The sequence below is a fragment of the Paraburkholderia edwinii genome (genome assembly GCF_019428685.1).
Lineage (GTDB): Bacteria > Pseudomonadota > Gammaproteobacteria > Burkholderiales > Burkholderiaceae > Paraburkholderia > Paraburkholderia edwinii.
The window spans coordinates 2,390,820-2,415,423 of sequence record NZ_CP080095.1 but is presented as its reverse complement, the minus strand read 5'-3'; the positions used below and the strand labels follow the sequence as shown (position 1 = coordinate 2,415,423).

The following is a 24,604-nucleotide window of genomic DNA, read 5'->3' as shown; positions in this document are numbered from 1 at the left end:
GTCCACCGTGGACACGAATGACACAACCGAATAACGAATGAAGTCACGGCGCCGCGTCGAAGCGGAAACACGGGGCGTCCCAACGCGGGGCGTCCCACGCATTCGTGCGTCGGCGGCGCTTGCCGCCGTGGGCCGTTTCAGCCGCTTCAATATGCGTTGCTGCCGACGAAACCTTTCCAGAAAGTCAGCACGACGATCTTCATATCGAGCCAGAACGTCCAGTGCTGCATGTAGTACAGATCGAGCTTCACGCGGCCCATCATCTTTTCGATGCGGTCCGTTTCGCCGCGGTAACCGTTGATCTGCGCCCAGCCGGTGATGCCCGGCTTGATCCGGTAGCGGTGCATATAGCCGCGCACCAGATCCTTGTAGATGTCGTCGTGCTCGAGTGCGTGCGGACGCGGCCCGACTACCGACATTTCGCCCTTCAGCACGTTGATAAACTGCGGCAGTTCATCGAGGCTCGTACGGCGCAGGAAGGCGCCGACCGGCGTGATGCGCGGATCGCGCTTGGTCGCCTGGGTCACCTTGCCCGCCTGCTCCTTGTGCATCTTCATCGAGCGGAACTTGTAGATCTCGAACTCGTTGCCGTCGATGCCCTTGCGCTTCTGCCGGAAAAACACGGGCCCTGGCGACGACAGCTTCACAAACAGCGCGATCACGACCATCACCGGCGACAACGCGGTCAGCGCGCACAGCGCGAACAGGCGATCGAATACGCGCTTGGGCAGCACGCGCAGATCGGTGATCGGCGAGGCTGCGAGATTGATGGCCGGTACGCCGAGCAGATCGACCATCGGCTGGTTGAAGAGCGTCAGGCTGCGCACGTCCGGAATAAAACGGATGTTCACAAAGTCGTTGCGGAACTCGGTGACGAAGCGATGGATCGTGCGTTCCTTCGACATCGGCAGCGCCATCCACAGTTCGCGCACCGCGTCGCGCCGCATCATCTGCACGAGATGCGCGAAGTCGCGCACGACCGGCACGCCTTCGAGATCGTGCGGCCCGAGCTCGCTCGCGGCGGGATCGTCGAGAGGATCGCCGTCGCGACGGTTATGCGCGCCGTCCTCGGTATAGACGATGACCGGCGTGAAGCCCGCATCGGGGCGGCTGCGGATCTGCTCGACCAGAAACTTGCCGTACGGCACGCTGCCGACGATGGCCACCGCCTTCTGGTTGAAGCCTTCGCGACGCAAGCCTTTGAGCACGGTATGCACAAGCGCTTTCGAAACGATCAGCAGCACGATGCTCGCCACGGCCCAATAACCGAGCCACAGGCGCGACAGAAGTTCCGCGCGATGCAGGCTGAAGCTCATCAGGATGCCGGTCACCTCGACCAGCAGCCATCCGCACGACACGCGCCACATCAGGTCGTACAGCGATTTGCCGCGCCACGACTGATAGATGCCGAGTGCCGGAAAAAACAGCACGATCAGCAGACAGTCGAAGGTCAACGAAATGCTTTGCATATCGTCGAGCCACACGAAGTGCCCGCTGTGCACCGCGGCCGCGATCATGGCGCCCAGGGCGACCATCGCAATGTCGATGATTCTCGATAGCACGCTCAACATACTGCTGCACCTCGTTGATCAATACGGTCCGGACCATGGCAGCAACCCATGCGGGCGACTGCTCATAAAAATCCGGCTGCTCCGGTTTTTATTCGCGCGGGGATGCACTGGCGAATTGGTGAATACCCTCGTACTAGTATGAATAAAGAGGCATTAAAATTCCTGCCGCAAGTTTCTAAAAAAAACAATTTGTATCGGAAACTATTTCCCGATTTTTTTCTGATTTCTGCGGCAACTATTACCTCTTTCGGGTCACTGGAAACCGGTTTCCACCGCTATCCAGCTGGCCTTCTCGGCATTTCTTACATTACTTTCAACCGCCTGTTGTATTCATGCATCCGGAATTTGTCCTGCACACCGGAACAGCATTTCATTAATTCTCATATTTATTTGATTTTTTTGAGTGGGAGTGACTTAAATCTATCGCAATTCCATGCGGAAAAATCTTTAGAAAAATTCGCTGCGAATTAAGCTCTCTTTTATTGACTATTTACTACGTGATAAAACTCGGAGCACTCATTCCAGCTCGAGGAGTCAACCATGAGTGCTCTCGGTACGGCGTCCACCGCCGTCCAATCCCGGCCCGCTTCCGCTGCGCCGCTTTCCGTCAAGCTCAAGGTCCAGCCGGTGATTCTGGCCGGCGGTTCCGGCACGCGCTTATGGCCGATGTCGCGCGAGCAGCATCCCAAGCAGTTGATCGGCCTGCTAGGTGAGGACTCGCTCCTGCAATCGACGACCCGGCGTCTCGACGCGCTCGATGCGGGTTATGCGGTTGCCGAGCAACTCGTCGTGGTCTGCAACGAAGAGCATCGCTTTACGACGGCCGAGCAGTTGCGCGTGGCCGGCAAGGCGAGCCGGCTCATGCTCGAGCCGGTCGGCCGCGACACGGCGCCCGCGTTGACCGCGGCCGCGCTGTCGGTCGCCGCGCAGGACGAGGACGCAATCATGGTCGTGATGCCTGCGGACCATTCGATCGCCGATCTCGCCGGCTTTCAGGCGGCGGTGGCCGCCGGTGTCCAGCACGCGGCGGCCGGCCATGTCGTGACGATGGGCATCGTGCCCACGCGCGCCGAAACCGGTTATGGCTACATCCGCCTCGGCGCGCCGATGCCGGCCGCGTCCGACGAAGGCGCGCCCGCGGGCGGCGCGCGGCATCTCGACCGCTTTGTCGAGAAGCCGCATCTCGAACTCGCGCAGCGTTATATCGAATCGCAGGATTACTGGTGGAACAGCGGCATTTTCATCATGCGCGCGTCGACGTGGCTGAAGGCGATCAGGCACTTCCACCCGGCGATCTACGATGCGGCCGAGGCGGCTTATACGGGCGGCACTGCGGACGGCGACTTCTTCCGCCTGCAGCGCGAGGCATTCGGCAACTGTCCGTCGAATTCGATCGACTATGCGGTGATGGAGAAGCTCGGCAGCGATGCGTCGGTGGCAAGCGGCGTGGTCGTGCCGCTCGCGGCCGGCTGGTCCGACGTCGGTTCGTGGGACGCGATCTGGCAGATCTCGCCGAAGGACGATGCGGAAAACGTGAGCCGCGGCCGCGTGATTTTCGAAGGCGCCGAATCGACGTTCGCGCATTCGGAAGGACGGTTGATCGCTTGCGTCGGCACGACGGATCTCGTCGTCGTCGAAACGGACGATGCGATTCTCGTCGCCGATAAAGCGCATGTGCAGGATGTGAAGAAGGTGGTCGGCCGCATTCGTAGCGAGCGCGGCACCGAGGCGACCAACCACCGCAAGGTGCACCGTCCGTGGGGCCACTATGATTCGGTCGATACGGGCGAGCGCTTCCAGGTGAAGCGCATCGTCGTGAAACCGGGCGCGCAGCTGTCGCTGCAGATGCACCACCATCGCGCCGAGCACTGGATCGTCGTGCGCGGCACGGCGCTCGTTACGCGCGGCGAAGAGCGATTCATTGTGTCGGAAAACGAATCGGCGTATATCCCGCTCGGTGTCACGCACCGGCTCGAGAATCCGGGCAAGATGCCGCTCGAAATCATCGAGGTGCAGTCGGGCTCGTATCTCGGCGAGGACGATATCGTCCGGTTCGACGATACATACGGACGGCGGTAAGGCGAGTGATTGGGCGGCGCGCGGGCGGCGGCCTTGGCTGCTGCTTGTTGCTTTGCTGTTAGCGCGTTGCCCGTTGCCCTTTGTTGCCCTTGGCGCGTTGAGACTTGTGGCCAGGTCGTTCTTACACGCGCGCTCGCTTTCCTCGTTGCACGAGTGGTGTGCGCCAGGCTGAAAGCCAAGGTTCAACCAAGGTTCAACAAAAGCGGGAATCCAAAGAAAATCGCGCCGCGGGCCAGAACAGGTCCGCGGCGCGATTGTCGCTTGAAGTCGCTTGAATTACCTACCGGTTGTCGCCGGCGCTTGAGGTCACCTGCGGTTCAGCGCGCGTGCGACAGGAGTTTGCGCGTCGGCGGAAAGCGGTCCGTCGTTTTGTCGTTCGACGTGTTGTTGCTGCCTTCACTCGGATAACGGCGCAATTGCATGCGATGTGCGTTTGCATGCTGCGGGTATGACGACGTGCCCGACGATTGCGCGGAGCCATTGGCGCTACCGCTGCCGTTCGCGCCGCCGTTGCCGCTGCCGCTGTTAACACTACCGTTGCCATTGCGGTTCGCGCCGGCCGGCAACGAGTTCTTCACCGCGGCCGACTCCGGCATCGCGCGCGTCACGGGCGCCTGCGCTGCTTGAGACATCGCCTGCCCCGGCGCATTGCCCGCCAGTCCGGCGACGCTCTGCTGCATGCCGTTCGTAGTGGCATTCGCGGATGCATGGTTCGCCACGCGGGCATGCTCGGCCACTGCTGCGCCACCGTCGCCGTACGCGTGCGCAGCCAACTCGCCGCATTCGCGATCGATCCAGTCGGTCGCCCATTCGAGCGCGAAACGGCGCGCTGCCTCGTCGTCTTCGAAACGCGGGCCGATCAGGCCCGAGCGCTCGATGCGACGTCCGTCTCTCATGATCTCGGCCCATGCACGATACATCGAGCTTGCGACCCGTTCGGCCACAACGTAAATCACATAGCCGCGTTCGTCGTCGAACTGCGCGCCGCCCGGCATCGCGAGATTCATCCACAGCGGTGCGTGATAGTTCGCGAGGTCGTGCTGACGGCTGTGGCCCCAGTCGTCGTCCAAGCCGGCATCGTGTTGCGCGTGGCCCGCGTAGGCCTGAGCGTAGGGGTCTTCGTGGCCGTCGAACGAACGGTCATCGGAACGCGTGTCGATCGCGTAAGCGCTAGTTTGACCGTCGAACGGGCGGGCACCGTTCAGGTGATCGTTGAATCGCGAACCGTCGAACTGCGACTCGCCCGACGATGCACCGTCCGACTCGGCGTCGTATGCCGCGCCATATCGCGCGTCGCGTTCGACGCGCGTGTCAAGCATCGGGTGTTGCGGATGCGCATGCGCCGCGTGCGCGGGTTTGGCTTCGCGCGCCACGCCCTCGGCAAGCGAGCTCGACGCAGCGGCGCCCGACGCAGCGGCATGGGCCGGCGGTGCCGTGTCTTCCGACAACGTTTGCGGGTCGACCCCGCCGGCAAGCTGGCGCGTGATATCGGCCATGGCGCCCAGCGGGCGCCAGCCGTTCGTAACGCCCGTGGCGGCGCTCGACGCCTGCCACGACTCGGGGCTCTTCCAGTAGACGCCGCGCACGGTGTCGTCGCGCGGTTTCGGCTGCTGCTCGACTTCAGGCGCCGGCTTCGCCGCGGCGGGCGGAGTCGGTTCAGGGATATACGCGAACGCACGGCCCGTCTCGGACAGCAGACGAACCATTTCAATCAGGGTTCCATTTGCCTGCCATTCTTCGAAACGGCGGCGGCAGGTCGGGCCGGACGGATAACGTCCCGGCAGCTTCGACCAGGGTTCGCCGGTAGTGAGAATCCACAACACGGCGTTGGCGACGATACGTGGTTCGGCCCGGGGCCGTCCACGGCGATTCAACCGGACGGCTGGCTCATCGGAAACGAGCGCGGACAAACGTGCCCATTCGTCATTGCTTAGCTCATCGAAAAACATGCATTTCTCCACGCGGGCCAGGCCAGGCCGCGGCTTTGGGCCGTCACGAACTTCTATGGCTCGTGTAAGCGCCCCCGGTTTGCACAATATGTTTTCCGTTCCGGCTGCATTGCGAAGAAAGCGCATGGCGCACGGCGCCAGTGCGTGTTTTCCCAATTAGCGCGCACGAAACGTGGTCTCACTCATGCATGGGAGAATTTGTGCACGAAGCATACCATTACCAGGGTAAGCATGAATGTGGCGTGGGCAAGTGTTACGGATAGAAACAATCTTGTCCTGTTTGCCCGGATGTTTTGCGCGCATTTGTCACGGAAACGTCGCGCATTCTGTTGCAGCGAACGCGAACTTCGCGGCTCGCATCCGTTCGTCCGGGCGCTTCTTCGTTTAACTTATTCAAACGATGCCCTGATCCGCCGCACAACCCACTTTGCGACCGGCGCGCAACACAGGCGTTGCGCGATTCATACGCTTCGTGACGCATGCCGTTTGCGTGCTGCTTTCATGGCTCATTTCGGCGAGATGCTTTTCGCTTGCCGGTGCGTTTGTCGATGCGTTTGTCGACTCGTTCGCGCATCGCTACCGCGGCTCGCGAGTGCGCGTTTTGCGCCGACGCTTCGATTGCCTTCGATTGCCTCCGCTGCGATTGCCGCCGCTGCGAATGCCTCCGCTGCGATTGCCGCCGGCTTCATTGCCGCCGCTTCATTGCCGCCGCTTCATTGCCGATGGGCCAGCCGATATGCGCGGCGCTCATGAGCCTATCCCGATCGTCATCCTGACGATGAACGCAAATCGTGAATGACGGCGTGCAAGCCGCGAGCCTCCACTTGCTCCGCTTTCAACGCACAGGAGTTGCGGCATCCTCACCGACTACCGTTGTCCACGGACGCACGCGCCAGCGCTTGACGAGCCCCGAACGGACATACGGATCGGCTTTCGCGAAGTCTTCGGCCACCTTCGAGGACTCGCTGCTGAAAAGCAGCACCGCCAGGTCGACCGGTTCGCCGACCGCGCCGCCGAGTTGCAGTTCGCCGCGCCCGGCCGATTCCCATGCGAGCTTCAGATGCTCGGCGCGATATTCGCCGCGCCGCTCGAGGTAATCGTCGACGAGGTCGTACATCAACAGGTAATGCATCGCGAGTCTCCTTATCGGGAAAGCGAGTGAATGGATGAATGCTTAAATGAGCAAATAAGCGAATGAGCAGAGACGCGGTATAGCGCGACGTTCAGATTGTGCGTTCAGGCATGCCGCCATACTCGCTTTACCCAAATACCAGGGAAACACCTGCCCCGCCGGCGCACATAACCGTCAACCGGCGCGCCCGTTTGCCCGTTCTGACAATTACCATTCAATACGATGGCGTAGTCAACCAGCCGGACGCCTTGGCCCCGGGTCACATAACGACGAATAACCGATAACCGATGGAGGTCCCATGAAGATCCAATCCGCAATCGCCGCACTCGTGCTTGGCGGACTGCTCGCGGCACCCGCTTTCGCCGAAAACAGCCAGCAGAACAAAATGACGATGTGCAACAAGCAGGCGGGCGACAAGAAAGGCGATGACCGCAAGGCGTTTATGAAGAACTGCCTGTCGGCATCGTCGGCAATGGCCGCTTCGGCGCCGATGACACAGCAGGAAAAGATGAAGGCGTGCAACGTCCAGGCCGGCGACAAGAAAGGCGACGACCGCAAGGCGTTCATGAAGACCTGCCTGAGCAACAAGGGCTAGAAAGCAAGGGCTAATCCGCCGCCTGGCGCAGACCAGGCGGATCGCCGGGCCTGAGCCGGCGCGTTCGCGCAACGCGCCGGTTGGCCGCTCGCTTCGCGCCCGCATGCATCGCGTCCTGCTTGAGCGTCCTGCTTGAGCGTCCTGCTTGAGCGTCCTGCTTGAGCGTCCTGCTTGAGCGTCCTGCCTGAGGGTCCTGCCTGAGCGTCCCGCACGAGCGTGATGCCCGCGCGTCAACCGGCGCGCTTATGTCCGATGGATCATCTTCGTTGCACCCGCAAGCATTTGCGCTCCCCCTGAGATCGCCAAGTTACGCCGCGTCCGTTTTCTTCTATGATGGCGGCACAGACGGCCCACAATACGCAATACAAAAGACAAGCCGACACACCAGCAAGGGCCGCCCGCTTGGTCGTATGCCGAAGCGCATGCACGGAGGCAACAATGGTTGGGAGACACAAGAATCGATGGCTGCGCCGCTGGCTCGTCACGATCATCTTCTGGTCGGTGCCGGTGGGGATTGTCGCGGTGCGCGAGATTCAGGAGGAGATGGCCTATAACCGGGTCGACCTGAACAATGCACTCACAAGCTGGCAGTTCACCGACGCGCAGCGTGCCGCCGGTGCGCCGGCACGGTGCCACGGCAAGCCCGAGGTCGCGCGCGACGCCGGCTGTCCGGCGGAGGTGCTCGCCGCGAACGCGCCGCGCCAGCAGGAAGCGGTCGACGAATATAACCTGCGGCGCAAGACCCTCGCCTCGTACCTGTGGCACGCCTTCGTAGGCTACTGGGTCGTGCCGGCGGCGACGCTCTTCGTCATCGGCGTGCTGATCGGCGGCATCCGGCGGGCGCTGCGCCGGCCGCCTGCGAGTCACGTTGCGGGTCACGTCACGAATCACGTTGCAGGTCACGTCACATCGGGCGCCGCAGTGCCGGGCCCATCGCCGGGTTCATCCCAGCAATCGGGCAAAGGCACAGCGAATCGCTAGGCTCGCGCGCTGATGCGCAACCGCAACACTTTCAAAATCATTTCAATGGGCCATCAAGGTTGTGCGAACGCAGTAAAAACACCCGCTTTTGCAGGTGTCGCGTAGCCTGCCAATCATCAGCGGAAAGCCGCTGCGGCAAGCGCCGCGCGCCATGCGAATCCGCGGTGCGCGGCGATGCCGTGTGCGTCATTTGCGAGGTCAGATTTACCCGAAGTTCCGGCCTCACGGCCGGAAACGCCCATCACACAAGGCGCTGCGGGCAGCCCCCAAAAGGCACTCTTTACTCATCTGTGTGTTATAACTAAACGGCAACCCGCGTGTACTGAGAGGCTGCATCCCCGGAACCACGATGGAGAAAAACGATGCAAAGACGAAACTTCATTCTAAAAAGTAGCGCTGCGCTCGCTTTCGGAAGTCTTGCACTGGCAGGCTGCACCACCACCGGGAAGTCGGGAGAATCGGCCGCGACCGATATGTCGAAGCGCCAGTCGATCGACGCGAGCGTCGACGGCACGATGTCCCGGCTCTATTCCACGGTCACCGGTTCGCGCGAACTGGTCGCGAAGTCGCGCGGCGTACTCGTCTTCCCCTCCGTGCTTCAGGTCGGCTTCATCGTCGGCGGCCAATACGGCGAAGGCGCGCTGCGCGTGGGCGGCAGCTCGGTCGGGTACTACAGCACCGTGTCGGGCTCGTTTGGTCTGCAAGCAGGCGCGCAATCGAAGGCCATCATTTTCTGCTTCATGACGCAGGATGCACTCGATCGCTTCCGCAGCGCGGACGGCTGGTCGGTCGGCGCCGATGCGTCGGTCGCGCTCGTGAAGGTCGGCGCGAACGGCGCGGTCGATTCGACCACGGCAACGGCCCCGGTCGAGGTGTTCATCCTGACCAATGCGGGCTTGATGGCCGACGTGTCGCTGGCCGGCACGAAAGTATCGAAGCTGAAGATCTGACGCGACGCGTCGTCCGTCGCGCACCGCAGGCGCGACGCGACAGAACATCGAAGATCAACCCCACGTTTGGCGCAGGCGTGGGGTTTTGTTTGCGCCCGGCTCACGGCTTCGCCTGAAGTGATCGCCCGGGTCATAGCCCCAGCTGCCCGCCCGAAGTCATATCCCAGGTCATAGCCCGATAGCGCCTCCGGAGTCCACGATTCGCGAGAATCAATTCAGGTTCGCTTCGCCACGAAGCAACCTGAGCCGACCGTTCCACCTTTCCATCTGGAATCGCGGAGAGGCTGATATTTCCTTCTCGAACCGGAGGTCTTCGAAATGAATATTTCAAATTTCCCGTTGCTCAACAGCCACCCTGTTCAGCTCACCCCGCAGGTGCCCCCGCATGGCATTCCGCACGGCAGAGACCAGCATCACCATGAGCGCACGGAAGTGAAACGTCGTCATTCCGGTTGCGGTTGCACCGACCCGGGGGGCGGTATCGCGGGTTGCCCGTCGGGTAACAAGGGCAAGGACGATGCCGCACGATATACCGCAGCCAGGCTCGCCGCATACATTGAAACTCGCGCGCCACAATACTGACGTTGGCGCTTGCGCAGGTATCGACGCCGCGCATGGCAGGCGCAACACGGTGGCCGTGTTCGCTTCGACGCCGCCCTCCCCATCAGCTAACCCATGATCCCAGCGATGCAGTGGATCGGGAAACCGTCTTTTCAGAATGGAGATTTTGGAAATGAACGTTTCAAATACTTCGTATGCGTTCGGTCGCGTAGACAACAGCAACGCACAATCGCTCGTCGATGAATTGAACCGCCTCAAAACGACAGATTCCGTTCGGGGTGTCCGACTGCCCTCTTATCAGCACAAGCCGCATGACGATGTTCGAGTCCAGCGTCCAACCATGACGGATATTCTGCCGCGCGATCAATCGTCGATGCATATCGCCACCCGCTGCGGCTTTGGCGAACATGGCTAAACGGGTGTAGCAGTACTTTCCTTAAAGGCACGCGCCGGCACCCATCAAACGCGTCAGCGGCTGCCCGAACCCTCTCGTCCCGGGTAGCCGCACTCGCGCCGCCGGCGTCACATCACGTGCTGGTCGACGTATCGATCACCTTGAAGCGCGAGCGCTTTTGCGCGCGAATCACCGACTGATACGCATCCACATATTGCTGAGCCATGCGATGCGATGTGAAGCGCTCTTCGAAGCGTTGCCGCACACCGGCGCGCGGCAGCTTGTGCAAGCGGTTCAATGCCGCGACCGCGCCGATCTCGTCTTCGACGATAAAACCCGATACGCCGTCATCGAGCACTTCAGGCACCGAGCCGCGATTAAACGCGACCACGGGCGTGCCGCACGCCATCGCCTCGATCATCACGAGGCCGAACGGCTCCGGCCAGTCGATCGGAAACAGCAGCGCATGCGCGCCCGACAGAAATTCGGCCTTCTGCTCGTCGGCGATCTCGCCGATGAATTCGACGTACGGCAATTCGAGAAGCGGCTTGATATCGCGCTCGAAATACTCGCGGTCGGCCGCGTCGACTTTCGCCGCGATGCGGATCGGCAAGCCGCAGCGGCCCGCGATGCGAATCGCCGTATCGACGCGCTTCTCCGGCGAGATCCGGCCGAGAAACGCGAGGTACTTCTGCTCGACGGGCTGCGGCGTATACAGCGTCTCGGGCAGCCCATGGTAGACGGTCGTGAGCCAGCGCGCCTGCGGCAACGGCTGGCGCTGCGCGTTCGAAATCGAAATAACGGGCGCGGTATTGAACGTGTCGAACACCGGTTGCTGCTCGGGCAGATCGAGACGGCCGTGCAACGTCGTGACAAACGGCGTTTCCTGGCGCTTGAACACCGAGAACGAGTAGTAATCCATATGAAAATGCAGCACGTCGAACTGATCGGCCTGGCGGCGCACCAGTTCCATCAGCAGCATATGCGGCGCGACGCGGTCGCGAATGCCGGGATCGAGGCGCAGCGCGCGCGGCCAGACCGCTTCGAGCTTCGCGTTCGTCACCGAATCGCCGCTTGCAAAGAGCGTCACGTCGTGGCCGAGGTCGACGAGCGCCTCGGTGATGTACGACACGACACGCTCGGTGCCGCCGTAGAGCTTCGGCGGGACCGATTCGGTCAAGGGGGCGATCTGCGCAATTCTCATGGCGTCTCCGTAGTGGCGAGCGAGTATGCCAGTGCGGTAGGCCAGCGAGCAATTGGAGCGAACCGCAGGGTCGGCTATGCGCGACCACGCGATCCGCTCCGCATGCCAGCCTCCCATGCGCAATGGCTTTGTGCCTTGTCTCTTATGGCGATTTGCCTGTCGTTTTCTGTCGTTTTGCTTTCGTGACTCGATTATTGCCTGGACTGACGAAAAAAACCGCGTCTATTTCACTTGCAGAGCGCTGTTACAGTCGGGAAACATTCGCTCACGAATGGCCATGCAGCGTGCGTCCTAGCGCGCCGGCCACTTCCACGCCGGGATGTCGAGCTCGTCCGCGCCCGCGATGCGCGTAGCGCCGAGTTCCTTCTCAAGCACCAGCGACTGGCTGTCGCTTTCGCGCTCGAGTGCCGCAATCAGGCGCACCGCGTGCGAGACGACCAGCATCTGCGAATGCGCCGATGCTTGCGCGATCAACCTTCCGAGCGCGGGCAACAGGTCCGGATGCAGGCTCGTCTCCGGTTCGTTCAGCACCAGCAGCGCCGGCGGCCTCGGCGTCAGCAGCGCTGCGATCAGCAGCAGATAGCGCAGCGTGCCGTCCGACAGTTCGGCGGCCTTCAATGGCCTGAGCAACCCATGTTGCCGCATCGTCACTTCGAAGCGTCCGTCGAGGTTCGCGATGTCGATGCGCGAACCCGGAAACGCATCGCTGACCGCGTCGTCGAGGGCGCGCGGCGAACCGATTTCGCGGATCGTCTGCAGCGCGGCGGCAAGATCGGCGCCGTCGTCGGCGAGCACCGGCGTATGCGTGCCGATTTGCGGCAGCCGCGCCGGCGCGGTCGCGTCGGTGCGAAAGTAGTCGTAGAAGCGCCACGAGCGGATCTGCTCGCGCACTGCGAGCATTTCCGGCGCGCCGCGCGGGTCGGCGAACTCGGTCATCATGCTGTCGAAGCTCGCCACGGTTTGCGGCACGGTCTGCCAGTCGCCGTCGTCGGCGCGCGTGCGCAGCGACGCGCCGTGCCGGTCGACGAGCAGCGCCGAGGGCCGCAAGACTGGTCCGCTCCAGATACATTCGCGTTTGATGACGGGGTCGAGCCCGAACTGCGTTGGGCCTGGAATCGGCAGGCCGAGGTCGATCGCATAACCGAACTCGTCGCCGGCAAAGCCCAGACGCAGGTTCACGGGCTCGTGGCGGCGCGTGCCCTGCACCGGCTGCTCGCCTTCACGCATCGCGCGCGAGAAGCGTTCGGGCCCCGCCCATAGCGTCGACTGCAGGCCGCCTTCGCGCGCCAGCGACGGAATCACGCCGCCGCGCGCGGTCGCCGCGAGCAGCCGCAGCGCGCGATAGACGTTCGATTTGCCGCTGCCGTTCGGTCCGGTCACGACATTGAGCCGGCCAAGCGGCACGATCATGTCGCGCAGCGAGCGGTAGTTGGCGATCGCGAGTGTGGTTAGCACGCAGGTTGTCTTGTTGTTGGGTAAATGCGGAGTAAATGCGGAGTAAATGCGCCGCGGCGCGGCGCTCAGGATGCCGCTGGCGCGTCGTCCGGCGCCCCATCCTGGGTCTTGCGCGACGCGCCAGCGCCCGTGCCATGCGCGCCATTCGGCGCAGCCTTCATAAGCGGCACCGCGCGCAGATCGCGCAGATACGTATCGCGCCACACGCCGAGGTCGTTCTTGCGCAGCGCGGCCATATTCATTTCGTAGCGGCGCTGGCGTTCGTCGACCGGCATCGACAGCGCGCGCTGCAAGGCCTCGCACATGCCTACCGAATCGTGCGGATTCACGATCAGCGAGCCGGTCAGCTCGGCCGCGGCGCCCGCGAACATCGACAGCACGAGCACGCCCGGATCGTCCGGGTTCTGCGCGGCGACGTATTCCTTCGCGACGAGGTTCATGCCGTCATGCAGCGGCGTGACGAAGCCGATCTGCGATTCGCGGAACAGCGACATCAGCTTCCAGCGGTCGTAGCGCTGGTTCAGATAGCGGATCGGCGTGTAGTCGAGGCCCGAGTAGCGGCCGTTGATGCGTCCTGCTTCATATTCGAGGTCCTGACGGATATGCTGATACGTCGACACATCGGCGCGCGTGGGCGGCGCGATCTGCACGAGCGTGACGTTGCCGCGCCATTCGGGCGAGCGCTCGAGCAGCTGCTCGAAGGCGCGGAAACGCTCGACGAGCCCTTTCGAATAATCGAGCCGGTCGACGCTCATGATCAGCTTGCGCCCTTCGAGGCTCTGCTTGAGATCCATCACATGCTGCCGGCTCTCGTAGCGCTTGGCCTGCTCGGCGATCTCGTCGGGAAACACGCCGATGCGATAGACACCCGTGCGCAGCTTGCGGCCGAACGCTTCGACATTCCCGCCCGGCTTCACGGTGCCGCGCGCGTGGCGCTCGATATAGTCGTGAAACGCCAGTTGATCCGTATCGGTCTGAAAGCCGATCAGGTCGTAACAGCACAGCGACTTCACGAGCTCTTCATGCGGCGGAATGTTGATGAGAATCTGCGGCGACGGAAACGGAATATGCAGAAAGAAGCCGATCCGGTTCGTGACGCCTTCGGCCCGCAATGCTTCGGCGAACGGCAGGAGGTGGTAGTCGTGCGCCCAGATGATGTCGTCGGGCTGCAGCAGCTTGACGAGCTTATGCGCAAGCCATGCGTTGACGCGCCGGTAGCCCGCGTATTCGTCGCGCTCATAGCGCGCGAGGTCGTTGCGATAGTGGAACACCGGCCAGAGCGTCGCGTTCGAAAAACCGCGGTAGTACTGGTCGTAGTCCTTGCGGGTCAGGCCCACGGTGGCGAAGGTCACCGCCCCATCCTGCTCGAGCGTCGGACCCGCGTTCGCGACCGTCTCGCTGACGACATCGCCGCTCCATCCGAACCAGACGCCGCCCGTGTCCTTTAACGCGCCGAACACGCCGACCGCGAGCCCGCCTGCGGAGCCTTTGGTTTCGGTCGGTGTCGCCACGCGATTCGATACGACGATCAGTCGGCCCATGCTGTAGTCCTCCTTGTCCGGTTACGGTTCAGATCAGGCCGAGCCTTGTATCTGGTTCGACCGGCGTTGCGGCGGATCGGTTGCACAAACATCCGGTTGCGCGGCGGCGATGCGGTGCGGCGATGCGGTCCGACGCTGTGTTGCGTGCGCGGTCAGGTTGTGCGATCGGGTATGCGCTCGCGGCCCGGTTCGCTGCGCGTCTCTGCTCCGCGCTTCTCGTTGGATGCCTCGTTGTGCGGCTCATTGGGCTGTTCATCAGGCAGCTGATTGGACTGCTCATCGGACTTGCCGCGCTCGCCGCGCCCGCTTCGTTTCGCCACCGGGTCGGCCGCGGTGTCCGCCGCGGTGCTCGATGCCGGCGCGGGCGTCGCCTTCGGCATCCAGTCTAGCTCGCCGGTGTCCGTCGCAGCACCGGTCGGGTTCGCGGCGATACCTTCAGCCGCGTGCGCCAGATCGCCGGAACCGGCGCCCCAGTTCGCCGCAAGATCGGCCCGCGCGCGCGGCAGATACTGCGGATAGTGCCGCTGCACAAACCTCAACAGCCCTTCGCGGACGCGGCAGCGCAAGTCCCAGTTCAGCCCCGAATCGTTCGAACTGACCAGCACGCGCAACTGCATCGCGCGCTCGGTCGCATCGGTAACCTGCAGCACCTGCACGCGGCCGTCCCATTCCGGCGCCGCCTCGACGATGCGCGCGAGTTCGTCGCGCAACGGCGCCAGCGGCATCCGGTAATCGACGAACATGAACACGCTGCCGACAATCTGCGCATCGTTGCGCGTCCAGTTCTGAAACGGATTTTCGATGAACCATTGCAGCGGCACAATCAGGCGCCGCTGGTCCCACAGGCGCACCGACACATAAGTGCCGGTAATCTCCTCGATGCGCCCCCACTCGCCTTCGATCACGACCACGTCGTCGAGGCGGATCGGCTGCGACAACGCGATCTGCAAGCCCGCGATCAGATTGCCGAGCACCGGCCGCGCCGCAATACCGGCGACCAGACCGGCGACACCGGCCGACGCCAGCAGGCTCGCGCCGATTTGCCGGACATTCGGGAAAGTCATCAGCGCCGCGCCGATGCCGATAATGACGATCACCACCATCACCGAGCGCGCGAGCACGCGCGCCTGCGTATGAATGCGGCGCGCCTGCAGGTTGTCGGCGGTATCGAGCGGATGCGCGGCGACGATCGCTTCGCCGATCGAGGCCGCGATGCGCACCGTGAGCCACGTGATGGCCGCAATCAATGCGAACGCGGCCGCATCGCGTAAGCCGCCGATCAGCAGCAGCGTATCGGGCGCTTCCCACCAGACGATCTCGAGCGCGACGATGGCCATCACGAACTGCGCCGGCCGGCCGATGTGGCGCAGCACGACGCTCATCAGCGGATACGGACGCGCGATGCGCATCAGCACGCGCTGCCCGAGCCAGTGCACGCCACTGGCGAATGCGACCAGGCATACGGACACGACGAGCGTGCCGAGCCACGAATGAAGCGGTGCCGCGGCAATGCGGCTGAAGTCGTCGAACGTCACCATCAACGCAATGATTCCTCGTCAAGGTTACGGAGAAAGGGGCCGGCGCAAAGCCTTGAGCCAAGGGCCGGGTCCGCGCGGCTCAGGCGTCGATGCGCAGTTGATGAGCAGCCAATGAGCGGCGGACTGTGCGCGCACGTTGCGCGCGATGCGTTGCCTGAAGTGCTACCTGAGGTGCCACATGAGGTGCTACATGCGGTACCACCTGAGGCGCTTCCCTCGGGCAGGCCGAGCGGAGAAGCAGCGCTCGTGCCCGTGCCTGACGGCTCAGGCGGAGGAAGGCAGACGCCGCGCCGTGCGCGGGCAAACCGCCTTGGGGATACTGCCGGTGCTACGAATAGTACGGGTAGTCAAGCATCTGGGTACGAAGATCACGTGGCGCGCTCAGGCACACGCGCCCGTTCGCCCCTCAGTTCGTTTTCAGTTCGACCCTTTACACGGAAACGCCTTGCCGAGCCCGAGCGACACTGCCGTGCTCGCGTTGAAGCTCGCTGCATTCGGATTTTCCGCGATGTATTTGCGTACCGCATCGGTCAACTGCTGTGAGCGCGCCTCAGGCGGCAGGCAGAAGTACTGCCCGACGCGCGGCCCGGTCGTGCCGCCGATCGCATCGATCGTATTGAATACCCCGTCAGCCGCGCCTTCGATATACGCACCGCACGCGCTTCGCGATGCGATATCGGTCTTCGTACACAGCTTGTTGAGGTCGGCCCCCGTAAACGCGTTCGCCGTCAGCGGCACGGCGAGCACGCTGGCGCAAATCAGAACCCGCAGCATGTTGATCCTTCGAGGTATAAGCGGAGCAGATTTTTTCCGGCCACTCCGTGCTTCGGCCGGTCCGCTATTTTGCACTGTTTTGCGACGCCGGCGCAGCGCCGCCGGCGGGCTGCTGTTGCTGGACCTGCTTCATGCGCGCCGTCAACCCGTCGACGACATCCGGTTCCTTGTACTGCTTCGCGAAGTCGAGCGCGGTCAGGCCCAGCTGGTTCTTCACGTTCAGATCCGCGCCGTTATCGAGCAGCAGCTTCACCGTCGATACATGTCCGCCGCGCGCGGCCATCATCAACGGCGTCGTGCCGTTCGGCGAACCGGCATCGATATAGGCGGAGTTGTCGAGCAGTACCTTCACGACGTCGTCGTGGCCGTTGGTCGCCGCGTAGTGCAGCGGCGCCCAGCCCTTCTTGTTGACCTCGGCGTCCTTCGAGATCAGCAGCTTCACAAGTTCGACGTCGCCGTTCAGCGCCGCCATCATCATTGCGTTTTCGCCGGCCTTGTCGACGATCTCGATGTTCGTCTTCGGATTGGCGAGCAGCAGCGCCACGACGTTGTCCGATTTTTCGCGCGCGGCCAGCACGAGCAGCGGGAAACCGTAGTCGTCGGTCATGTTCGGATCCATGCCGTTGGCCAGCTGCTTCTTCACTTCGCTCACGTCGTCGAACTTGACGGCCTTGATCATCGTGTCCCGCGGCGCGGCCGCTGCCGGCTGCGAAACGAGCGCGGCAAATGCGGCGCAGGCGACGATGCCGGCCGCGAAGGTACGCATGGTGGCCAGCGCGACGCCGAGGCGCGATTCACGCGGTTGGCGCTGCCCACGAATCAGGAGTTCTGTGAAATAGTTCTGCATATTTAACTTTAAAAGTATTCGATATCTTATTGATATCAAAATAAAACGTCCAAAACTAGGGACGGCATGCCGGCTTAAGCGCCGGCCGGTGTCTGCAGACCGAACAGCTGGAAGAAGTTACGCGTCGTTGCCGCGGCCAGTTCCTCGTCGGTCATTTCGCGCTGCTGCGCGATGAAGCGTCCGACATAACTTACGTACGCAGGTTCATTGGGCTTGCCGCGATACGGCACCGGCGCGAGGTACGGCGAGTCCGTTTCGATCAGCAGACGATCGAGCGGCACGCGGCGCGCGACGTCCTGCACATCGGCCGCGCTCTTGAATGTGACGATGCCCGACAGCGAGATATAGAAGTTCTGTTCGAGCGCCCGCTCGGCAACCGGCCACGGTTCGGTGAAGCAATGCATGACGCCGCCCGTGTCGCCCGCACGCTCTTCGGCCATGATGCGCAGCGTGTCGTCGGCCGACGCGCGCGTGTGGATGATGAGCGGCTTTTTCGTTGCGTGCGCAGCGCGGATATGCGTGCGAAAGCGCTCGCGCTGCCATTCCATATCGTCGATCGTGCGGCCTTCGAGGCGGTAGTAGTCGAGGCCCGTCTCGCCGATTGCGATCACCTTCGGGTGCTTCGCCAGCTCGACGAGCTCAGCGACGCTCGGCTCGCGCATATCTTCATGGTCCGGATGCACGCCGACCGACGCGTAGATATTGTCGTGCCGCGCGGCGATATCGAGCACCGACGGCAGCGTTTCGAGATCGACCGAGACGCACAGCGCATGCGTGACCGCATGTTCGCGCATCTTGTCGAGCACCTGCGGCAGGCGGTCGGCGAGTCCTTCGAAATTGATATGGCAGTGTGAATCGACAAACATGGCAGGTCCTATCGAATCCTGGTGAATCCCTGGTGAGTCCCTGGCGAGTCGCGTAGCCAGGCACGGGCCAGTCGGGCGACGCGCGCCCGGCTGACGCGTTCAAGCCTGTGCGCTAGGCGAACAGGTCGCGATAGCCGAGAAACAGCTCTTCGAAAACCAGCCGCGCATTGAGCGGATGGTTTTCGACGGCGCGCTGCCGCGTGACGGTTTTCATAAAGCGCGCGAAGGCGCCGGCGTCGGCCTCCTGCGCACAGCGCGCGAGCGCGGCCGTTGCGCCCGGGAAATAACGCGGCGCGCCGGCCGTGCGCTGCGCGAGCAGATCGTAGAGCCAGCGCTGCAGCCAGCCCAGCACGAGCGGCACCGGCAGCTTTTGCAGCGTTTCGCCGCAGGCGAACGCATCGCAGTCGCGACCGGCCGCGAGTTGCTGCAGCGTCCAGTCGCGCAGCGTGCGGTTTTCGTCGTGCGCGAGGGCCAGCGCCGCGAGCGGCGCGCCGCCCGCTTCGGCCAGCAGCGCGCGGGCGTCGTCGATATCCTGAGCGGCGAGCCATGCCGCCGCCGCGTCGGACGCCGGCGTCGGCATCGGCCACTGGCGGCAGCGGCTGATGATGGTCGGCAACAGCCGGTCGATGCGCGCCGACACCATCAGGAATACCACGCCCGCGGGCGGTTCTTCGAGCGTCTTCAGGAGCGCGTTCGCGGCCGCGACATTGAGCGCCTCGGCCGGATACAGCACGACGACGCGCACGCCGCCACGATGCGAGCCCACGCCGCAGAAGTCGAGCAGCGCGCGCACCTGTTCGATGCGGATTTCCTTGCTCGGCGCGCGGGTCTTCTTGCTGTCGTCGGCGTCGGCTTTGTCTGCCGCCTTATCGGCTTTCTCGTCGCCGTTCGACGCGACGAAGCCCGCTTCGGCCGCCAGCGCTTCGGGCAGCACGATCCGGTAGTCGGGATGATTGCCTTGCACGAACCAGTTGCAGGCCGCGCATTGTCCGCACGGCTGGCCGTCGGCCTGCGGCGCCTCGCACAGCAAGCCCTGGGCGAGATGCTGCGCGAAATGCAGCTTGCCGATGCCGGCCTGGCCGTGCAGCAGCAGCGCATGCGGCCACGCACTGCGCAATTGCTGCAGGCGATTCCACTCCTCGATTTGCCAGGGATAGATCATTCTTTTTAAATTCAGATATTTACAATCAATTCTTCAAGCTGCCTCTGAATATAAGGCACGCTCGCCGTCGAATCGATAATCGCGAACCGGTACGGCGCCTCTTCGGCGCGCCGCAGGTACTCGGCCCGCGTGCGCGCGAAAAACGCGTCCGATTCGCCTTCGAAACGGTCCGGCGCGCGCACGGCGCCGCGGCGCGCGCTCGCGGTGTCCGGCGGCACGTCGAACAGCACCGTGAGATCGGGCTGGAAACCGCCCTGCACCCAGCGCTCGAGCGCTTCGAGCTTGTCGCGCGGCAAGCCGCGCCCGCCGCCCTGGTAGGCGAAGGTCGCATCGGTGAAACGGTCGGACAGCACCCAGTCGCCGCGCGCGAGCGCCGGTTCGATCACCTGCGCAAGATGTTCGCGGCGCGCCGCGAACATCAGCAATGCTTCGGTTTCGAGATCCATCGGCTGGTGCAGCAGGATATCGCGCAGCGCTTCGCCCAGCGGCGTGCCGCCCGGCTCGCGCGTGACGACCACCGACCGGCCGCTGCCCGCCACCTTCGCCTCGAGCCGTTCCCGGAACCAGCCGAGGTGCGTGGTCTTGCCCGCGCCGTCGATGCCCTCGAATGTGATGAATTTGCCGCGCGCCATTATTGCCCTCGAATGTATTTGTCGACGGCCTTGTTATGATCGCCGAGTGAGTCTGAAAAGATACTGCTGCCGTCGCCGCGCGACACGAAATACAGCGCGCTCGTCTGCGCCGGATTGAGCGCCGCCTGCAGCGAAGCGACGCCCGGCAGCGAGATCGGCGACGGCGGCAAGCCCTGGCGCGTGTAGGTATTGTAAGGAGTGTCCGTCTGCAGGTCGCGCTTGTGCAGATGGCCCGTGTAGCTTTCGCCCATGCCGTAGATGACCGTCGGGTCCGTCTGCAGCGGCATGCCCACCTTGAGCCGGTTCGCGAATACGCCGGCCACCATCGGCCGGTCCGACGCCTTGCCCGTTTCCTTCTCGATGATCGACGCCATGGTTAGTGCTTCATACGGCGTGCGGTACGGCAGGCCTGCCGCGCGCGTCGCCCATGCCTCGTCGATACGCAGCTGCATGAGCCGGTACGCGCGGCGATAGACGTCGAGGTCGCTCGTATTCTTGTCGAATAGATAGGTGTCCGGGAAAAACAGGCCCTCCGCGTTGCCGCTCGGCGTTTGCTGCGCGCCGATCGCCTTCAGCAGGTCGGCGTCGGTCAGGCCCACGGAATCGTGCCGCAACGCCGGGTTCGCATCGAGTTCCGCGCGCATCCGTTTGAAGGTCCAGCCTTCGATCACCGTGGCGACGTATTCGTTCACGTCGCCGCGGGCGATTTTCTGCAGCACTTCGTACGGCGTGATGCCCTGCCTGAACTCGTAGTTTCCCGACTTCAGCGCCGCCTGCAGGCCGAGCACGCGCGCCATCAGCACGAACAGTTCGGGCTCGACCGGCACGCCGCCGCGGTTCAGCTGCGCGGTCACACCGCGCAGCGTGCCGTGCGGCTTGATCGTAACGTCCAGTTGGGGAGTGGCCAGATTGACCGGCGTGGTGGCCCAGTGATATCCGCCGGCGGCAGCCGCCGCGGCCAGCACGACGAGCGCCGCGCCGGCCAGGAGACATTTCTTCAAAAGGGTCATGCGGGACAAGGCTCGGGTGAAGACCCATATAATAACTGGTCGCCTTATCCCGAGTCATGGCCTACCTGGTTTCCTCCTCCATGAACGCATCGCAAGATTCCACTTCTGTCGCGGGTTCCGCTTCCGGTTCTACTTCTGGCTCCGTCACCGCGGGCGCTGCCGCGCGCGGGCCGCTTGCGCCGGCCGCGCCCGTGCCGCCGCTTGCCCCGCTGCCGCGGCCGGCGCGCGACGACTTCGACGCCGCGCTGTCGCGCGGCGCCTATATGCCGCTCACGCAATTCGGCGTGATCGATGTCGCCGGCGACGATGCCGCGACGTTCCTGCACAGCCAGCTCACCAACGATACGCAGCATCTCGACGCGGCAAGCGCGCGTCTGGCCGGCTACTGCACGGCGAAGGGACGTCTGCTCGCGTCGTTCCTCACGTGGCGCGACGGCGACATCATCCGTCTCCTCGTCGCGCAGGACGTGCAGGCCGCCGTGCAGAAGCGCCTGTCGATGTTCGTGCTGCGCGCCAAGGCGAAGCTTGCCGATGCCAGCGGCACGCTCGCCGCCGTCGGCTTTGCCGGCGACGTGCGCGACGCGTTGTCGACGGTGTTCGACGCATTGCCCGATGGCGTGCACGTGAAAGTCGACGGTCCTCACGGGTCGCTGATTCGCGTGCCGGATGCGGCTGGGCGCCTGCGTTATCTGTGGGTCGGGCCGAAGGCCGACGTCGAGGCACGCCTGCCCGCGCTCGATGCAAAGCTCACGCGCGCGACCGCCGCGGTGTGGGACTGGCTCGACATCCGCGCGGGCGAGCCGCGCATCACGCAGCGCGTCGTCGAGCAGTTCGTCCCGCAGATGGTCAACTACGACGTGCTCGGTGGCGTCAACTTCCGCAAGGGCTGCTATCCGGGCCAGGAAATCGTCGCGCGCAGCCAGTATCGCGGCACGATCAAGCGGCGCACCGCGCTTGCGAATGTCGCGGGCGAGCCCGAAACCGTGCTGCCGGGCACCGAGCTCTTTCACGCCGACGATGCGGCCCAGCCGTGCGGGATGGTCGTCAACGCCGCCGCGGCGCCGGACGGCGGCGTCGATATGCTCGTCGAAATGAAACTCGCGGCGCTGGAGGCCGGCACTGTTCGTCTGGGTTCGGCGGACGGACCGGAGCTGACGTTCTTGCCCTTGCCCTACGCACTGCCTGCCGACGCCTGAGCCATACCTTCGTCGGTCCCCTCTCCTTTTTCCTGAGACACGATACGCGCCGCGCGCCGCCCTCGGGCGAGCGCGCGGGCCGATGCGCGTGCCGTCGCCCGATCCGGCTTGCGCCCAGCGCGTCGATGGCCGGCATCAGCTTGAATATCGAATCCCTGCCATCATTGTCGCTTTAGCGGCTTCACCTCCCTGCACGCCAGCCGCTCCTACCACCTATAAAAAGCGACTCCATACGATGTGCCTGATCGTCTTCGACTGGCGGCCCGCCGCAACCGGGGGCCCGCTCTTCACGCTCGCCGCGAACCGCGACGAATTCCTGCGCCGCACGGCCGAACCGATGCACTGGTGGCAGGACGCGCCGGCGCTGCTCGCGGGCCGCGATCTGACGGGCGGAGGCACATGGCTTGGCATGACGCGCGACGGGCGTTTCGCAGCGCTCACCAACTATCGCGCGCCGAACGCGACGCGCCCCGATGCGCCGACACGCGGCGCGCTGGTCAGCAACTGGCTCACGCGCGAACGAGGCGCGGCGCCGCTCGAGTATCTGAACGAAGTCGCGCAAAACGGCGACATGTACAGCGGCTTCAATCTGCTGGTCGGCGACTGGACGCGGCGCGAACTCGCGTGGTACTGCAACCGCTCGCCGCGGGCGCCGGCGCCGCTCGCCGAAGGCACACACGGCATTTCGAATGCGGTGCTCGATACGCCGTGGCCGAAACTCGTCAACCAGCGTGCGGCGCTCGCCGATACCCTGGCGCGCAACCCGCTCGCGCCGCTCGACGATCTGATCGACTTGATGCGCGACACGCGCATCGCACGCGACGACGAATTGCCGGCCACCGGCGTGACGCTGGAATTCGAACGCGCGCTGTCGGCCGCGTTTATCGAAATGCCCGACTACGGCACGCGCGGGACGACTGCCTTGCGCGTGCTTGCGCAAGGTCACGGTAAAAGCACGCGTTACAGCGTGCAAACCACAGAGCGCAGCGACGACAACGGCTCCCACATCATCAAGCGGCCCGGCAACTCGGAACGCAGCTTCGCGTTCGATATCGAGGCGTGAGCGGCGTCGGTACGCGTCGCATTCAATCGATGCCGAATGCCGCGCGCAGCGCGGCGGCCGCATCGGCATGTGCTTGCGCGACCTCGGGCACGTAGCCGCCCATCTTGAAGAACTCGTGAATCATGCCGTCGTAGCGCTTGAGCGTAACCGCGTTGCCGGCCGCGCGCAGCTTGTCCGCGTAGGCGGCGCCCTCGTCGCTGAGCGGATCGTATTCGGCGGTCGCGATCCACGCGGGCGCGACGCCGCTGAAATCCGGCGCGCCGCGCGTGCCGTCGAGCGGCGCGAAGCGCCAGTCGAGGCGGTCTCCGGCATCGCGCAGATACTGCGTGAAGAACCACTGGATCGTCGTAGCCGGCAACAGATAGCCGTTCGCGAGCCGCGCATGCGAATCGGTCTGCTGATGGCTCGAGGTGCCCGGGTAGACCAGTAACTGCAAAACAATCGGAATACCGGCGTCGCGCGCCAGCACCGCGCCCACCGTCGCGAGCGTGCCGCCCGCGCTGTCGCCGCCGAGCGCGATTCGCGATGCGTCGATCCCATATGCGGCCGCATTTTCATACAGCCAGCGCAATGCGTCGAATGCGTCGTTCACGGCAGTCGGAAACTTGCGCTCGGGTGCGAGCCGATAATCGACTGAGAGCACCGCGCATTGCGCGTCGCGCGCGAACATCCGGCAAATTGCATCGTGCGTCGCGACGCTGCCGACCGTGAAGCCGCCGCCATGAAAATAGACGAGCACGGGCGCCGGCTGGGCCCAATGCGGCTCGACGGGCTGATAGAGGCGCACACGGATCGTTGTGTCCGGCGTGCCCACCGTGCCTTTACGCACCGGCACCGCGAGGTCTTCGATCGAGAACATCGGCGCGCTCGCGATCTCGAGAATCGGCGCGCTTTTTTCATAGGACGCGCGCGCCTGCTGCGGCGTCAGTTCATGAAATGGCGGGCGCTTCGCGCGCTCGATCATCTCCAGGATGTCCTTGATCTTCGGATTCAGCGGCATTGTGCTTCGCACGCCATGTTTGCTCCCGGCTTTGCGCCTGTTTCGCGCCTGTTTGTAACAGCGTTCGATGATGCCATAACGCGCAATCGCACCGCAGCGACGAT

23 protein-coding genes are annotated in these 24,604 nt (G+C 63.9%); 9 read left to right on the top strand and 14 right to left on the bottom strand.

Features of this window, described 5'->3' with window-relative positions; genetic code table 11:
- Positions 1-146 precede the first annotated feature (146 nt).
- Positions 147-1,571 carry an undecaprenyl-phosphate glucose phosphotransferase gene (locus KZJ38_RS10705; RefSeq protein WP_219800005.1) on the bottom strand — a complete coding sequence of 475 codons (1,425 nt, stop codon included), beginning with the start codon at positions 1,569-1,571 and terminating at the stop codon, positions 147-149.
- 48 nt (positions 1,572-1,619) lie between these two features.
- Between KZJ38_RS10705 and KZJ38_RS10700 the strand changes: the two genes are divergently transcribed.
- Positions 1,620-2,042 carry a hypothetical protein gene (locus tag KZJ38_RS10700; protein ID WP_219800004.1) on the top strand — a complete coding sequence of 141 codons (423 nt, stop codon included), beginning with the start codon at positions 1,620-1,622 and terminating at the stop codon, positions 2,040-2,042.
- Positions 2,043-2,111: 69 nt separating this feature from the next.
- Positions 2,112-3,650: a mannose-1-phosphate guanylyltransferase/mannose-6-phosphate isomerase gene (locus KZJ38_RS10695; RefSeq protein WP_219800003.1), complete on the top strand. Its 1,539-nt coding sequence runs from the start codon at positions 2,112-2,114 to the stop codon at positions 3,648-3,650.
- A gap of 317 nt (positions 3,651-3,967) precedes the next feature.
- Here the strand turns inward: KZJ38_RS10695 and KZJ38_RS36470 are convergent, their stop codons facing one another.
- Positions 3,968-5,599 (bottom strand): transposase, encoded by a 1,632-nt coding sequence (locus tag KZJ38_RS36470; RefSeq protein ID WP_246641712.1) that lies wholly within the window; start codon positions 5,597-5,599, stop codon positions 3,968-3,970.
- A gap of 835 nt (positions 5,600-6,434) precedes the next feature.
- Entirely contained in the window at positions 6,435-6,731 is a 297-nt protein-coding gene (locus KZJ38_RS10685) for a YciI-like protein (protein WP_219800002.1), read from the bottom strand.
- Between the two features lie 298 nt (positions 6,732-7,029).
- Between KZJ38_RS10685 and KZJ38_RS10680 the strand changes: the two genes are divergently transcribed.
- From KZJ38_RS10680 to KZJ38_RS10660, 5 genes are all read left to right on the top strand, one after another.
- Positions 7,030-7,326: a PsiF family protein gene (locus KZJ38_RS10680; RefSeq protein ID WP_219800001.1), complete on the top strand. Its 297-nt coding sequence runs from the start codon at positions 7,030-7,032 to the stop codon at positions 7,324-7,326.
- 438 nt (positions 7,327-7,764) lie between these two features.
- Positions 7,765-8,307 (top strand): hypothetical protein, encoded by a 543-nt coding sequence (locus tag KZJ38_RS10675; RefSeq protein ID WP_246641711.1) that lies wholly within the window; start codon positions 7,765-7,767, stop codon positions 8,305-8,307.
- A 362-nt stretch (positions 8,308-8,669) separates the two neighbouring features.
- The gene (locus tag KZJ38_RS10670) at positions 8,670-9,257 is read left to right on the top strand and encodes a BPSL1445 family SYLF domain-containing lipoprotein (RefSeq protein WP_219800000.1); all 588 of its coding nucleotides are present in this window, start codon (positions 8,670-8,672) and stop codon (positions 9,255-9,257) included.
- Between the two features lie 318 nt (positions 9,258-9,575).
- Positions 9,576-9,839 carry a hypothetical protein gene (locus KZJ38_RS10665; RefSeq protein WP_219799999.1) on the top strand — a complete coding sequence of 88 codons (264 nt, stop codon included), beginning with the start codon at positions 9,576-9,578 and terminating at the stop codon, positions 9,837-9,839.
- A 151-nt stretch (positions 9,840-9,990) separates the two neighbouring features.
- Positions 9,991-10,233, top strand: coding sequence for a hypothetical protein (locus tag KZJ38_RS10660; protein ID WP_219799998.1), 243 nt, complete (start codon positions 9,991-9,993; stop codon positions 10,231-10,233).
- 112 nt (positions 10,234-10,345) lie between these two features.
- Here KZJ38_RS10660 and KZJ38_RS10655 read toward each other — a convergent pair whose 3' ends face one another.
- The 10 genes from KZJ38_RS10655 to mltG form a co-directional block, all read right to left on the bottom strand.
- The gene (locus KZJ38_RS10655) at positions 10,346-11,416 is read right to left on the bottom strand and encodes a glycosyltransferase family 4 protein (protein WP_219799997.1); all 1,071 of its coding nucleotides are present in this window, start codon (positions 11,414-11,416) and stop codon (positions 10,346-10,348) included.
- Positions 11,417-11,707: 291 nt separating this feature from the next.
- A complete protein-coding gene (locus KZJ38_RS10650; protein WP_219800235.1) occupies positions 11,708-12,826 on the bottom strand; it encodes an AAA family ATPase in 1,119 nt (372 codons plus the stop codon).
- Between the two features lie 110 nt (positions 12,827-12,936).
- On the bottom strand, positions 12,937-14,412 hold the full coding sequence (gene otsA, locus KZJ38_RS10645; RefSeq protein WP_219799996.1) for an alpha,alpha-trehalose-phosphate synthase (UDP-forming): 1,476 nt from the start codon (positions 14,410-14,412) through the stop codon (positions 12,937-12,939).
- A 152-nt stretch (positions 14,413-14,564) separates the two neighbouring features.
- Complete coding sequence (locus KZJ38_RS10640; protein WP_219799995.1) at positions 14,565-15,950, bottom strand: mechanosensitive ion channel family protein; 1,386 nt, start codon at positions 15,948-15,950, stop codon at positions 14,565-14,567.
- Between the two features lie 417 nt (positions 15,951-16,367).
- A complete protein-coding gene (locus tag KZJ38_RS10635) occupies positions 16,368-16,724 on the bottom strand; it encodes a Rap1a/Tai family immunity protein (RefSeq protein ID WP_219799994.1) in 357 nt (118 codons plus the stop codon).
- A gap of 64 nt (positions 16,725-16,788) precedes the next feature.
- Positions 16,789-17,490, bottom strand: coding sequence for an ankyrin repeat domain-containing protein (locus KZJ38_RS10630; protein WP_246641756.1), 702 nt, complete (start codon positions 17,488-17,490; stop codon positions 16,789-16,791).
- A gap of 155 nt (positions 17,491-17,645) precedes the next feature.
- On the bottom strand, positions 17,646-18,437 hold the full coding sequence (locus KZJ38_RS10625; RefSeq protein WP_219799992.1) for a TatD family hydrolase: 792 nt from the start codon (positions 18,435-18,437) through the stop codon (positions 17,646-17,648).
- A gap of 112 nt (positions 18,438-18,549) precedes the next feature.
- Positions 18,550-19,599, bottom strand: a complete 1,050-nt coding sequence (locus KZJ38_RS10620) for a DNA polymerase III subunit delta' (protein ID WP_219799991.1) — start codon at positions 19,597-19,599, stop codon at positions 18,550-18,552.
- 11 nt (positions 19,600-19,610) lie between these two features.
- Positions 19,611-20,231, bottom strand: a complete 621-nt coding sequence (gene tmk / locus KZJ38_RS10615) for a dTMP kinase (protein ID WP_219799990.1) — start codon at positions 20,229-20,231, stop codon at positions 19,611-19,613.
- Positions 20,231-21,241 (bottom strand): endolytic transglycosylase MltG, encoded by a 1,011-nt coding sequence (gene mltG / locus KZJ38_RS10610; RefSeq protein WP_219799989.1) that lies wholly within the window; start codon positions 21,239-21,241, stop codon positions 20,231-20,233. The genes tmk and mltG overlap by 1 nt, the downstream gene beginning before the upstream one ends.
- An 80-nt stretch (positions 21,242-21,321) precedes the next feature.
- Between mltG and ygfZ the strand changes: the two genes are divergently transcribed.
- A complete protein-coding gene (gene ygfZ / locus KZJ38_RS10605; RefSeq protein ID WP_219799988.1) occupies positions 21,322-22,437 on the top strand; it encodes a CAF17-like 4Fe-4S cluster assembly/insertion protein YgfZ in 1,116 nt (371 codons plus the stop codon).
- Positions 22,438-22,672: 235 nt separating this feature from the next.
- Positions 22,673-23,500 carry an NRDE family protein gene (locus KZJ38_RS10600; RefSeq protein ID WP_219799987.1) on the top strand — a complete coding sequence of 276 codons (828 nt, stop codon included), beginning with the start codon at positions 22,673-22,675 and terminating at the stop codon, positions 23,498-23,500.
- 22 nt (positions 23,501-23,522) lie between these two features.
- Here the strand turns inward: KZJ38_RS10600 and KZJ38_RS10595 are convergent, their stop codons facing one another.
- Positions 23,523-24,500 carry an alpha/beta hydrolase gene (locus KZJ38_RS10595; protein WP_219800233.1) on the bottom strand — a complete coding sequence of 326 codons (978 nt, stop codon included), beginning with the start codon at positions 24,498-24,500 and terminating at the stop codon, positions 23,523-23,525.
- Positions 24,501-24,604 lie beyond the last annotated feature (104 nt).

Excerpts from the sequence above, each read along its gene's own strand:
- KZJ38_RS10705 (WP_219800005.1), bottom strand. The coding sequence starts at position 1,571 with ATGTTGAGCGTGCTATCGAGAATCATCGACATTGCGATGGTCGCCCTG.
- KZJ38_RS10700 (WP_219800004.1), top strand. The coding sequence starts at position 1,620 with ATGCGGGCGACTGCTCATAAAAATCCGGCTGCTCCGGTTTTTATTCGC.
- KZJ38_RS10695 (WP_219800003.1), top strand. The coding sequence starts at position 2,112 with ATGAGTGCTCTCGGTACGGCGTCCACCGCCGTCCAATCCCGGCCCGCT.
- KZJ38_RS36470 (WP_246641712.1), bottom strand. The coding sequence starts at position 5,599 with ATGTTTTTCGATGAGCTAAGCAATGACGAATGGGCACGTTTGTCCGCG.
- KZJ38_RS10685 (WP_219800002.1), bottom strand. The coding sequence starts at position 6,731 with ATGCATTACCTGTTGATGTACGACCTCGTCGACGATTACCTCGAGCGG.
- KZJ38_RS10680 (WP_219800001.1), top strand. The coding sequence starts at position 7,030 with ATGAAGATCCAATCCGCAATCGCCGCACTCGTGCTTGGCGGACTGCTC.
- KZJ38_RS10675 (WP_246641711.1), top strand. The coding sequence starts at position 7,765 with ATGGTTGGGAGACACAAGAATCGATGGCTGCGCCGCTGGCTCGTCACG.
- KZJ38_RS10670 (WP_219800000.1), top strand. The coding sequence starts at position 8,670 with ATGCAAAGACGAAACTTCATTCTAAAAAGTAGCGCTGCGCTCGCTTTC.
- KZJ38_RS10665 (WP_219799999.1), top strand. The coding sequence starts at position 9,576 with ATGAATATTTCAAATTTCCCGTTGCTCAACAGCCACCCTGTTCAGCTC.
- KZJ38_RS10660 (WP_219799998.1), top strand. The coding sequence starts at position 9,991 with ATGAACGTTTCAAATACTTCGTATGCGTTCGGTCGCGTAGACAACAGC.
- KZJ38_RS10655 (WP_219799997.1), bottom strand. The coding sequence starts at position 11,416 with ATGAGAATTGCGCAGATCGCCCCCTTGACCGAATCGGTCCCGCCGAAG.
- KZJ38_RS10650 (WP_219800235.1), bottom strand. The coding sequence starts at position 12,826 with ATGATCGTGCCGCTTGGCCGGCTCAATGTCGTGACCGGACCGAACGGC.
- otsA (WP_219799996.1), bottom strand. The coding sequence starts at position 14,412 with ATGGGCCGACTGATCGTCGTATCGAATCGCGTGGCGACACCGACCGAA.
- KZJ38_RS10640 (WP_219799995.1), bottom strand. The coding sequence starts at position 15,950 with ATGGTGACGTTCGACGACTTCAGCCGCATTGCCGCGGCACCGCTTCAT.
- KZJ38_RS10635 (WP_219799994.1), bottom strand. The coding sequence starts at position 16,724 with ATGCTGCGGGTTCTGATTTGCGCCAGCGTGCTCGCCGTGCCGCTGACG.
- KZJ38_RS10630 (WP_246641756.1), bottom strand. The coding sequence starts at position 17,490 with ATGCGTACCTTCGCGGCCGGCATCGTCGCCTGCGCCGCATTTGCCGCG.
- KZJ38_RS10625 (WP_219799992.1), bottom strand. The coding sequence starts at position 18,437 with ATGTTTGTCGATTCACACTGCCATATCAATTTCGAAGGACTCGCCGAC.
- KZJ38_RS10620 (WP_219799991.1), bottom strand. The coding sequence starts at position 19,599 with ATGATCTATCCCTGGCAAATCGAGGAGTGGAATCGCCTGCAGCAATTG.
- tmk (WP_219799990.1), bottom strand. The coding sequence starts at position 20,231 with ATGGCGCGCGGCAAATTCATCACATTCGAGGGCATCGACGGCGCGGGC.
- mltG (WP_219799989.1), bottom strand. The coding sequence starts at position 21,241 with ATGACCCTTTTGAAGAAATGTCTCCTGGCCGGCGCGGCGCTCGTCGTG.
- ygfZ (WP_219799988.1), top strand. The coding sequence starts at position 21,322 with ATGAACGCATCGCAAGATTCCACTTCTGTCGCGGGTTCCGCTTCCGGT.
- KZJ38_RS10600 (WP_219799987.1), top strand. The coding sequence starts at position 22,673 with ATGTGCCTGATCGTCTTCGACTGGCGGCCCGCCGCAACCGGGGGCCCG.
- KZJ38_RS10595 (WP_219800233.1), bottom strand. The coding sequence starts at position 24,500 with ATGCCGCTGAATCCGAAGATCAAGGACATCCTGGAGATGATCGAGCGC.